The sequence below is a fragment of the Mycobacterium sp. ITM-2016-00317 genome (assembly GCF_002968295.1).
Taxonomy (GTDB): domain Bacteria; phylum Actinomycetota; class Actinomycetes; order Mycobacteriales; family Mycobacteriaceae; genus Mycobacterium.
The window spans coordinates 1,463,146-1,475,170 of record NZ_CP134399.1 but is presented as its reverse complement, the minus strand read 5'-3'; the positions used below and the strand labels follow the sequence as shown (position 1 = coordinate 1,475,170).

At 59.8% G+C, this 12,025-nt stretch carries 5 protein-coding genes and 1 pseudogene; 1 reads left to right on the top strand and 5 read right to left on the bottom strand.

Going from position 1 to position 12,025, the window contains the following annotated elements:
- The first annotated feature begins 1,075 nt into the window (after positions 1 to 1,075).
- Positions 1,076 to 3,145 (top strand): acyltransferase family protein, encoded by a 2,070-nt coding sequence (locus tag C6A87_RS07060; protein WP_396837015.1) that lies wholly within the window; start codon positions 1,076 to 1,078, stop codon positions 3,143 to 3,145.
- A 375-nt stretch (positions 3,146 to 3,520) separates the two neighbouring features.
- Here C6A87_RS07060 and C6A87_RS29165 read toward each other — a convergent pair.
- From C6A87_RS29165 to C6A87_RS07035, 5 genes and pseudogenes are all read right to left on the bottom strand, one after another.
- Positions 3,521 to 4,393: pseudogene (locus C6A87_RS29165) on the bottom strand (ATP-binding protein).
- A 2,075-nt stretch (positions 4,394 to 6,468) separates the two neighbouring features.
- Positions 6,469 to 7,848 carry a lipopolysaccharide biosynthesis protein gene (locus tag C6A87_RS07055; protein ID WP_311116596.1) on the bottom strand — a complete coding sequence of 460 codons (1,380 nt, stop codon included), beginning with the start codon at positions 7,846 to 7,848 and terminating at the stop codon, positions 6,469 to 6,471.
- Between the two features lie 651 nt (positions 7,849 to 8,499).
- Positions 8,500 to 9,492, bottom strand: a complete 993-nt coding sequence (locus C6A87_RS07045) for a glycosyltransferase (protein ID WP_396837014.1) — start codon at positions 9,490 to 9,492, stop codon at positions 8,500 to 8,502.
- Between the two features lie 132 nt (positions 9,493 to 9,624).
- Positions 9,625 to 10,914, bottom strand: a complete 1,290-nt coding sequence (locus C6A87_RS07040; RefSeq protein ID WP_311116594.1) for an O-antigen ligase family protein — start codon at positions 10,912 to 10,914, stop codon at positions 9,625 to 9,627.
- Entirely contained in the window at positions 10,911 to 11,813 is a 903-nt protein-coding gene (locus tag C6A87_RS07035; protein ID WP_311116593.1) for a glycosyltransferase, read from the bottom strand. The genes C6A87_RS07040 and C6A87_RS07035 overlap by 4 nt, the downstream gene beginning before the upstream one ends.
- Positions 11,814 to 12,025: the final 212 nt, after the last annotated feature.

The window sequence follows — 12,025 nt, the reverse complement described above, 5'->3', positions numbered from 1 at the left end:
CGGGTACATCCCTGACACGTTGTTGTCAGCACATTGCTGAAACTTCTTTCGGTGCTGCGGTTTAGGGGTTCTTGCGCTGCCTGCCGCGCTTCTTCCCTTGCCGCCATAGGCACCCACCGGCCCGAGGACCATTTCGTGCACGACGACTGCGGTGGCGCGGTTGAGTACCACGACGTGGACGGGTGCGGCCTCAAGGACGGTCACGCGTTGGCCTTCCAGTGCTGCCCGACGCCGACCTTGCGCCTGCGACAGATGACGCTGCGCGTCGGGCCAACCATGAGCACCCGTGGTCCGGTCTTAGGTGGAGGACGCGGATCGTCGCGGCCGACCTCGGGAAGCGCTTGGCGGGCCTCGACCGGCAATTGCCGTCTGATCCCTTGGTGGGGCCGCTTGTGGTTCGTAGTACCAACGGAATGATCGCACGGCGCTTGGAGTTTGACGACCGTCGCGGCCGGTCCATGGTCGCCGTAGAAGCACTCGAAGGTGCGATGTTAGAGCTTTCAGCTTGCCGTGTCTCTGGGCGTGAGCAGGTCGGGAGCCGAGTTGGCGGATGCCCGTGGCGGCCAAGCGTTGCTGGAAGTGCACGGGTTGATGGCCGTCGCGGGAGACTGAACTGAGCGCCGTTGTCGCTAATGAGTTTGGCGCGGGGCGCCGGGCTCGCCGATGGTGGTCTTCGTGGCCCGCCGTGCCGCGGTGGCGGTGAAACGCCGTGCCGCCGCAGAGGGGCGTGTCTCATTGACATGTAAGTGGTTGGGCCTGAACGGTGGTCAGGAATGCTTGCCACCGGACAGGAGTGAATCGCTTTGTCTCGTTCTGAATCGTCTGCCGATGAGGCGGCGGCGAAGTTGGCCCAGGTCTCGGCCCGGCCGAAGTTCATGCCGCCTAGGGTGAGGACGGTGGCCACCGCGGGCTCTCCATGCATGCGCTGACCAGACCGGCAAGGCAGCAGCCCCACGCATTGTGATTTACAGTTAGGCCCTGTTGTGTCTTCGGGGGGGTCATGACTACACACGCTGGAACGCGGGTTTCCAACCGTCTTGTGTTCGAGATGGCTAAGCGTCCTGATCTACAGGGGATGCGCGCCGTGGCGGTGCTCGTCGTGTTTGCCGACCATTTGTTCGGCTGGCCGTCGGGCGGGTTCGTTGGCGTCGACGTGTTCTTCGTACTGTCCGGTTTCTTCATCACCGGACTGCTCTTGAAGGAGCGCAGTCGAACCGGGGAGTTGTCGTTCAAGAACTTCTACGTGCGGCGCGTGAAACGCATCCTGCCGTCAGCCCTGCTCGTGCTCGTGGTCACCGTGATCGGCGCGCACCTACTGCTGACAGCCACCCGCGCCAAGTCGACGCTGCTCGACGCCCTCTGGGCCGCAGTGTTTGGGGCGAACATCAATTTCGAGATGCAGGGCACGGACTACTTCCAACAAGACCAGCCACCCTCTCCGATTCAGCATTACTGGTCGCTGTCCATCGAGGAGCAGTTCTACTTCGTGTGGCCGTGGGTGCTGCTTGCGCTGTTCGCCATCACACGGAAGGCGAGCCGCCGCGGCCACGGTTGGACGCGGCACTGGGCGCTGTTCGGCAGTATGTTCCTCATCGTCGCCGCCTCGTTCACGTGGGCGATGCTGCTCTCAAGTACGGACCCGAACGCGGCCTACTTCTCCACATTCACCCGCATCTGGGAGTTGGGTGTGGGCGCGCTCATGGCCATCGCGGGCCCGTGGCTGACCCGCATCCCCGATCAGGCCCGCCCCGTCCTGGCCTACGCGGGTTTGGCGGGTGTGGCGGCGTCGTTGTTTCTCATCGACTCAACGGTTCAGTTCCCGGCACCGTGGGCTGCGCTGCCCGTCCTGTCCACAGCGTTGGTGATCGCCGCGTTCCACGGTGGTCAGGTGCGTCACGTGCCGATGCTCACTAACCGCGTCGCGGAATGGTTCGGCGACACCAGCTACACCCTGTACCTGTGGCATTGGCCGGTGATCGTCTTGCTTGTCGCCGTCATCCCAGAAGGCCCCCTGTTCTACGCGCTGGCGATCATCCTGGCGCTTGGACTGACCGCGATCACCTACCACTTCTACGAGAACCCCATCCGCAGATCTGACTGGCTGCTGGACCCGCCGATGAAGACTCAGCGGTGGCAGAGACCCAGACTCAGCCTCACGGCGTGGAGCTTCATAGGGTTCGCGTTGTGCGCCATCGTGATCGTCTCAATTGTTGGTATCCGCTTCAGCGACATGCGGGCGGTCGCCGAGCAGGCCGACGAAGAATTCGTGATCGAAGTACCGCCACCGTTGGCGCCGGCGCCGGTGAACGCGTCCCGGGTTGTCACCCCGCCCGTTGCTTCTCTCCCCGGTAAAGACCCGTGTTTCGGCGCGCCGGCCATGACGAATGCTGAGTGCGCGCTGCGAAACCCCGACGTGGAGTTGACCCCGAGCGTTGACAAATTCGCCACCGACGGGGGGTCGCCGACCTGCTGGACTCCGAAGGATCAGCCACTCAACTCATGCACCTACGGCTACGACGGGCCTGACGCCACTCGAATCGCCCTTGTAGGCGATTCCCACGGGGCGAGGGTTCTGGTCGCCATCGCGCCGTATCTGGAGCCGTACAAGTGGCAGCTCACCACCTACCTCGGGTGGGGATGCGCCTGGCAGGAGCCAGCCCAGGCCCCGTGCGCGACAGCAATGGACGACATCAACCGCGCCCTGCTGGAGCAGAGATACGACCTCGTTGTGACCACGGCGTCACGCAACGGTGGAGACCCCGCCCACTACGTTCGGGCGTGGCGGCCTGTCGCGGCGGGCGGTGCGCGCATAGCCGTCCTGGCCGACAACCCGGCCGTCAGCGAGGAGTCCATCAACTGTCTCACGCGAGTCAGTTTCGGGGCCGACACGACCGGCGAATGCGCGACACCGCGAAGCGAAGCTTTGGAGAGACGCGACCCGCTCGAATTCGCCGCTGAACGGACTCCCGCCGCCACACTGATCGACCTCACCGCTTACTACTGCACGGAAGACCGCTGCCCCTCTGTGATTGGCGATGTGATCGTCTACTCCGATGTCGGAGGCCACCTGACGGCCACCTACATCAGAACGCTGGCGCCGGCCATCGTGGAAGGTATTCGACAGGCGCTCAGTGCCCCTCGGTGACCGGAACTTGCTCGGTGAGGCGCTCCGCTAGCGCCCCTCCGTGCGGCGAGCCCCACAGGTGGTTCGCGAAAACGGTGAGTACCGCGACCATCCGCAAGCCCTGAATGTCGAGGCGCTGGCCAGATTGCGCGCGCCGCTACCGCCGTCGTGTGTAGGTTTGGCTGACGCGCCGTTATACCTGCACCAGTCGAAGACTGATCAGCGATCAACCCAGTCTTGCCGGTGATCGTCCGATCATGCCTGTTCCGCGCGAACCTCTACGTTTGGGCAAGTGTGATGGCAATGGACGAGGATGGATGGTTTTTGCAAGACTTGTGACGGTTTCTGCGCGTGGCTGAGCAAAGTGGATGGCGTTCGATCGTGCAGTCATCTTTGTTAGTCCTGGAGTCCGCCGGCGGTGGGAAAGGCCGTGCCCATTGATGTCGAAGACCGTGTCACATCCAATCGAAAGGTTGCTGGTTCGAGTCGAGCCAGAGGAGCAGGATGGGTCCCTGGCCCGGTCGGCAGACGATCGGGCCAGGGACGAAAGTAAACGCGAGTGGTGACGACGGTTGAAAAGTAGGCCAGAACCGACGGTGAAAGTAGGCCACGTGGTCGTGGCCTACTGTGCCGTGTTGTCGGCTCTGGCGGAGGGCAGTGCGTTAATTCCGGAGTATTTGAGCACATAGCTGGGCCTTTCAGAGTCAGGCCTTCGGGTGGTGAACGATGCGGTCGATCATCGCAGCGGCGAACACATGATCTCCGAGCACGTCGCCCTAGCAGGCAGACGTCAGGTTCGAGTTCAGGATCAGCGAGGCGTGTTAGTAGCGGTTGGATACCAATAGAAGAGGTTCGCGGCATCCTGCTCGTACGGGATGTAGCCGACCTCGTCCACGACAAGCAGACTGGTGCGCCGCAGCTTGACCAGTTCGGGGGGACTCTGCCGGCGTTGTGGGCGGCTCTGAGGCGGGCGACCCAATCCACCGCGGTGGCGAACGCGATGCGATGACCGGTCTGGGCGCCTTGACCCGCCAGTCCGATCGCGAGGTGGGTCTTGCCGGTTCGGGCGGCCCGAGCTGCACGACGTTGGATGCCTTAGCTAGGAACGCGGCCCAGTGCCCAGGTGGGCGATCAGTCCTCGCTGACCGCCGGTTGATGATCGAAGTTGAAGTCTTCTAACGACTTTCGGGTCGGCAACCCGGCCGAGCGGATGCGGGTCGCCGCGCCAGAGGCTTCGCGAGCCGCAACCTCTTGCGACAGTACCGCCACGAGATACTTTTCATGGATCCAGCCAGCGTCGCCTCCACAAGACGGGACTGATCGACCGCAGATTCATCCGCCCGCCTCGCCGAGCTCGGACGAGGGACCACCAGCAGGGTGCTTCGTTACGACACTCCACTCAGCTGTGTAATGCGCGCTGAACTTTCAATCGCCGTTCACCACGAGAAAGAACCACCGAGACCACCTCCCCGACGGACGTCGCTTAACAGTGGCCTGCGCCCGGGTCGGGACCGTCAGCGACGTTAGCTCTGCAGGAGCGCACGCCCCTAAAGCGCTGAAAAGAGCGCCAATCGGCGCCCTACTCGCGGTTTGCCAGTTCTCCCGCTAGTATCTGTTTCAGCTACGGGGGGAGCTAATCTATGACTTCAGCGTTGGGCTGGTTTTTGCGGCACTCACGCCGTCCAAGGCGCCATCCGGCACGTCCCAATCAGCGACTCGACATTCAGGGTCGAAGGATGGTCGCTCTTCTCACGGTCTTCGCAAATCAGCTACGGGGCTGGCCAGGTGGGGGCCTCATTGGCCTCGACGTGTTCTTCGCGATTTCAGGGATCCTGATCACCGGAAACCTGGTCCGATCGGAACTAGCAGGCAACCTGTCATTCAGGCATTTCTACTGGGTTCGCGCGCGACGGATCATTCCTGCCGCCAACGTGGTTCCGCTTCTCACCTACTTCGTTTCGACGCTCGTCCTATTGCCGCTTAGATCCCATCAGCTAGCCGTCGATACTCAGTGGACCTCCCCGCACCTTGCCAACCGCAATAGAACTCGGAAGTAGCCGACCTATGGCCGGCATCGCGCGTCCAGTCATTCCGAGAACGGTTCGGAAGGCATACCATCTGCACGCGGGTCGACACCTATACGAGGACATCGCGCTTCTGGAACGGGCAAATGCCTCACCCGAGGCGCCCCTCCTCGGAAGTGCGCCCGCTGACGTTTCCATGACTACACACGGCAATCGGATCAAGTCGGTGCACCTGGCACTCGAGTCGATCGGTCGCGGCGACGTGCTACCGCGACGGATGATCCTGTGGCTCGATGACCCAGACGCATTCGCTCATTTGCCATCGACCCTGTCTCGGCTGCAGGCAAGGGGATTGGAAGTTCGACTGACCAGTAACTTCGGTCCCCATACCAAATACTGGCCCTACGTCAGTTCTGGCGGATGTGGTCCGGCGTCAGCGCCCACCCTCGTGACAGCGGACGACGATGTGATCGTGCCACGATATTGGCTCAAACGTCTCTTGGGCCGCGCGCAGCCAGCGACTTTGACTGCCTATCGGGCCCACACTGTCGGACTGAAAATGGACGGGTCGTTTGCGCCGTACAAAGATTGGAAGGAGTGCTGGACTTCTAGGGCTAGTTTTGCCCACTTTCCTACCGGAGTGTCGGGGCTGGCCTATCCACTTGAGATGCAAGCAGCCCTGCGAAGCGCTGGGACTCAATTCTTGGAGCGAGCGCCGAGCGCCGATGACATCTGGCTCCACCACATCAGCGTCAAGGCGGGCATCCCTACACAACAAGTATTTCGCTGCCCACTCGAGTTTCCTTTAATACCGAACAGTCAGAGCGAGGGGCTCTATATTGCAAACATCCATCAATCCAGAAATGATGACCAGATTGCCTCAACGTACGACACCGTCTCCCGCCAACGCATCGTACAGGCGATTGCGACCTGACCAATCAGAATAACGACACCGCTATTCTTCGATATCAGTCGCCGCCTTCAGGATACCGGAGTGCTAGATCCTGGATAGCGACCTTGCCGTGCGAGTTGACTTCATCGCCATCGGAGAAGTCTTCCACATGCCCGATTGGCCTATTCTTAGGCGGCTAATTTGAACGACCCTGCACAATGCCCAAACAGCCTATCCAGCTCCCCAATCGACCAGACCCTGAATTTAAATACACTTTCGCTGCATGGTTTCGAGAAGAGATCATTGGCTGAACCAAGAACTTTCAACTCCACGGTTCCGCCCGGCTGCATCGAGCCAATTCACGTGGGTTCCACTGCAAATATCACTGCGATCGCGGTATTTATCCCACACGTTGGCAGAGCAAAAGGTCATACAGCCCTGCCAACAAGCCTGCCAAAAAAGCGGCGATCAAGTATCCAGGCGGTTACCCCGTAGCTCGCCAAGCCTAGTGCCAGCGAACCTAGCAGCGAAGCCCAATCAGACCCAAAACCGCCGCCCAGCCGGATCCCACCCATCACTAGCAGCTGCACTACACCAGCAACGACAAGCCACCTAAACTCGAAGAGAAGATTCCGCACAGTCATATTGATGAATCGAAGTCCCACCGACAACGGGACATAGGCTTGGACATTGGTAGCAATAGCCACACCCCAGGCGATGCCAATCGGACCCCACGCTGCTCCCGCGAGAACCCCGACCGTGAGAGCCGCCGTGGCAGCTAAAGTGACGCGAAACAGCTCTTTGGTGTGTCCCGTCGCTTGGTATAAGTATCCCAATGCACTAGTAACCAGCCGAACAGGCCCGCCGATACAGAGAATTGAGACGATCAGCGCCATTGGCTGCCACCGAGGTTCGAACAAAATGCCGATGACGTACGGCGACGTAACCGCGAACGCAATCGAGACCGGCAAAAATATTGCCGTGCTCGCAAATGTGGTCCTCAGCCATCGATCCCTCAGTGCGGCAGTATCATCCCGTACTTGAGCGAGCATCGGGAATAGGACTCTCCCGACGACTGCGCCGACCTGAGTCAACGGTGCTGAGAATATGGAATAAGCGCGTGAGTAGATACCCACCTGTTGGGGAGTGCTGACCACGGTCAGGACAAGAATGTCAAAGTTCTTCGTTAGATAATTCGTCACATTGAACGCTAGTATCGAACCGCTAAATCCCCACAGTGCGCGAACGTCTCCAATGGTCGGTCTCGCCGTAGGGACATACCGCGTCGCAACAGCTAGCGCAAACGACATCAGTAATGCAGTCACAACCGGACCTATGGACAGGCTGATTACCCCGAGACCTAGCCAAGCGAGGTAGATTGAGGCCATCGCACCGGCTAGATTGGCAGTGAATTCGATGGCAGCGAGGCGACCTAGCTGAAGGCGTCTCTGCAGCAATGCAACTGGGACAACAGTGATGGATAGCGCAAACGAGCTGCCAGCCACGGCCAACGCAACCGCTAGGTCCTTATATTCAAGTATCAACTGGGCAGGGTAGGCGACGGCCGCGATCATTCCCGCGGACGTGACGCCGACAGCCGCATTAAGCCAGAATGCGCTCGCAAAACGCGAAGCCGACGGGTTCGCATCGTGAACTAGAGCCGATTGGAGGCCGAAATCGTTGACGAGTGTCGACAGCGTCACCACGATCGCTACAATCGCGTAAGTACCGTAATCGGCTGGCGAAAGCCACCGCGCCGCAATGACAAATGTAATGAGTTGCAGGCCTTGGATGCCGACCCGGCTCATGCTCGTCCATAGCATGGCCAATCGCGCGGTGGTCGAGAGCCTCATGCGTGCGCCACCGGTCTCAGCACCGTCGTTGATATTCGATCACCCCTGCACTTAGCTTGCTCCCCGCGCGGCGCTAGTGGTCGTCCGTGTCGACAATGAATCGTCAAGCACACCCCCCGTAGCAGCTCGACAATCGGACTTGCCCCCTTCAGCCCTATTAGCGTGGCCGCCGCATCATTCGAGCCGACCCGAATCACTACGTCGGCACCGGCCATCTCGCCCACAGACCTCTCTTCTATCTGTCGACGCATAGTGCCCAGCCGAGCGTATTACAGATCCTTGGGGACTGTCCGTCTCGGGCCCGTCGGGTGAGCCCCTGTGGTGCTCCAATCGTTACGGGACTCTGTCGCCCGAGTGTTCGGGCAGAAGAATCGACAACCGGCTTGGCATCGGACTAACGCTGCCGGCATGCGCGGGGCAGATCATCCGCAAGCGCGCCGAGGGCAACACACTCCTTGGAGCCGGGCAGAAATTAGCCGAAGTTTGCCAGCACTTGGAGCCGGCGGAATCGACGCGCATCGCTAGCGCTGACGCAGTACGACGGTATGTAAGCCAACGAGGCCGAACGGACCAGGGACACCGAGCCCGAGAACGTAATCAGTACAGCTAAATCAGTTGACGGAGTGCACGCTCGTAATCCCGGCAGATGGTGTCCCATGAGTAAAGTGCCTCCGCCCGTTGCGCGTTCGCCAGCGAGGCCCGCTCTTTCTCCTCCTCGTGGCTCATCAACTTGAGCAACCCGTCACGTATAGAGACGGCGTTTGGCTCGACGAACAGACCCGCTTCTCCGAGTACCTCGCGGTTGTAGACCGTGTCTCGCGCAACTACCGGCGCTCCTGCGGCCATGGCCTGGACCAACGCAGGATTTGTCCCACCGACACTGTGGCCGTGGAAGTAAGCGCCAGCGTGCTGCCAGAGAGCTAGGAGCAACGAATCGTCGCTGACGTGGCCGAGCCACTTCACAGCCGAACACCGGTCGGCCAGGGCCTGCGCAGCTCTATCAAATTCGCCGCCGTAACCCGAACTGCCAACAATGACGACAGGGTATTGCTCCGCCACCCGTGGGACGGCTTCAAAAAACTCCGGCACTGTGTTTTCTGGAACGAACCGGGCCACCATCAGTACATACCCTCGATGATTCAACCCATCGGGGACCTCGGACGGTGGCGGCACATCACCGCCGTACGGAATGAAGTGCCCATGAGCACGGAAGTGGATCCGCCAGTAATCCTCGATTGCGCGTGCATCGAAGACTAACGAAGACGCAAAGCGTGCGGTGCACTTAGCGCCCGCTTTGAACACCCTCTTGGCAGCGCCATTCCATTTCGCTCTTTCCCACTCAATACCGTCCACATTGACCAAAGTGGGGATTCCCCGGGCCTCCAATAAGGGTAAGAAAAATCCATTAGCCACATTCATCACAAGTGCGACGTCGGGACGCTTCCGTGCTGCGTCTAGGGACGCTGTCAGGCCGTACGAGAGTGTACTCAGGCTCTTTGTCTCGAGACCCCGAGTTGTGGGACGCGCGACGCGCGTGTCCCCCGTGTCCACCGTCGGACGACTCGCCGACCTGCCATAAACTGTGACGTCCCACCCCATGTCGCATAATGCTGGCGCTAGTTTCCGCACGGCGGTTTCGAAACCTCCGTAATAACTTGGATAGCCGCGGGTCCCAATAATCGCAACTGAGGGCACATTTCTCCGATCTACGCTCAAACGCTCGGGGTGAGTTCACGCCTTATCGGCAACGACTCCAGCATTCCAACTGTTCGTACGATTAAATTGCAATCGCATTCCGAACGCGTCCGTGGGCGGGTTGGCCGTACCGGGTTGACGCTGGGTACACAGTCCGACAATGACTGCCAATCCGAATGACACCGGGATCGACTCGGGAGCCGCGACAACAAAAGCGAACACAAGGAAGGTGACTCCTGCCGCAACCCCGAATCGAGTAGGATCGTTCTTTGGTCGCACGGCGAATAGCAAGCACAAACACAAAGCTGCGAACAAAAGGCCCTGTACGATTCCGCCTTCCACAGCATACTTCAGAAACGTGTTGTGACTAGTTACGTGGTCGCCACTCGCGAATAATGGCTTCAAGGTGTCTCCCGAAGAACCGGAACCATTCCCCATAAGAGGCGAACGACTGATCATATCGAGGCTATCGGACCACGTCACAAATCGCTCGGTGAACCTGCTATCGGACAACCCGCCCTCCAACATAAGGCGAAGTGCCGTGAAACGGTAGGCATACTCCCGAAGCGGATTCAAATAGAGAATTCCAAGCACGCACAGTGCAGCGAGTATCAATAGACGCTTTGCCCATCGTTGGGCGGACCCGGTAACAAACATCATGACCAAAGTTCCGATTGCGAGCGCGACAAGACCCGTCCGCACCTGCGAAAGGTATATGCAGGATAGTCCCACAACCGCAGCAGCAATACGCACCCATCTCTGGGTTATGACCACACGCGGTGCCAACGCTGTCAGGAACAAGAAGACCCCTGCCATGGATACGTGAAACGGCCCGGCAAAGAGCCCTTGCATTCGTTCGACACCGCTTAGAAGTGACGTGTACCGGTCTGCTCCGCGCGCAACAGATCGCTCAACCGACGGCAGGAAAAGGTGTACGAACAGCGACGCCGATGCGGAAACGAACACACACCACCACACCAACCGCAGACCGGACAGCCGAGATCCGCGCCACCCCAGCCCGATCGCGAGACCCAATAACATGGTCGCCGATTTGCGGAAGCCGAGAAACCCTACCGTCAGTGAAGGCACATTCGGATGGAGTAGTTCCAGAGCGGCAATGACAAGCATCAGGCCTACGAGCACGAGCAGCCCTATGTTCGTCGTATCGTCTACGGGCTTCGAAGTGAAGACTACGAATGCAGCCACGAATACTGCAAATAGTGCAATTACGTTCGGCGCGTTACCCAACGGATCGACAACAAACAGCAACGCCACAGCGACCGCGCCGAGTCGCCAAGGCGCCTCGCGCATCGAAATGGCAGTCACAACACCAACCTAAGCCCGATGGCGTCCGCGATGGTCTGAGTCTTTACTCGCCACGTGAGTTCTGGAGGAATTTCAGCAGGTATCCGGTCGAGCCTTTCGCGGCCGTTGGCCGCTTGGCGCAACCACTCAACTTGCTCGTCGGCCGGTACGACGTGGACACCTTCGGTCAACCTCCGGCCCGCGCCAAGGATAGGCGTGGTCAAGACCTGTAGCCCCGTAGCCCGGTACTCATAGGTCTTGATGACATCGCCGCCCACCTCACCGTCCCCCACCGCGTGCGGGACCCACCCAAGGTCGAAGGTGGCCATGAGGCTGGGAACATCCTCATAGTGGACATCTCCGAGAAGCTCCACGTTGGGAAACCGAGAAAGCAAGCCGCGGTAAGTATCGTTGACGTCTACGAAGTAGCCCGCGAATACGAAACGAATATCCGGGAAGCTCTCACACACTGTACTAATCAATTCTGCGTTCAGGCGCTGTCCGATCTTACCTACGTATCCAACCGTAAACGGCCCGCTGGCCTGTGACTCGGTTGAGAACCGCTCAGGATCGACCCCGTTGGTTAACAGGACTGCGTCTGAGCGACCAAAGCGATACGCCAGATCTAAAGTCGCCTCAGAATTTGCGAATACGTGACTGCTACGATCAAACGCCGCCTTATAAGCCTCGTTGACTTGGTCGCGCACTGATCCGAATTGATAGTGAATCGTCCAATCATCCAGGAGATCAAACGCTACTGCACACCTCCTGCTAAATGGATTACGATCCTCAGGCGCAATCGCCGTGAAAGGGTTCCATACCACTGCCGGCACGTCGGCGAGTCGGCTGACCGGCGGGTAAGAATTCGCGGATCGAACCCACCAGTGCCGCGGGTCGAGTTTTGGGATCTTCCAGCTCATCGTGCTGACTGGACGCGTTCCCGGGGCTATTGAACCCCGTACCCGACGACGAGTCGCGAGGACCCAAGGCTCAGGGCGCGACACAACGTCGACCGTGGACCCCAGTTCGACGGCAAATTTCCCCAACCATTCAATGATGTGGCCGTCGCGGGTTCGGTACCCCTCGTTTGACAGCTTATGCTGCCCATGCATGGGGTATGTTAACGCTAAAG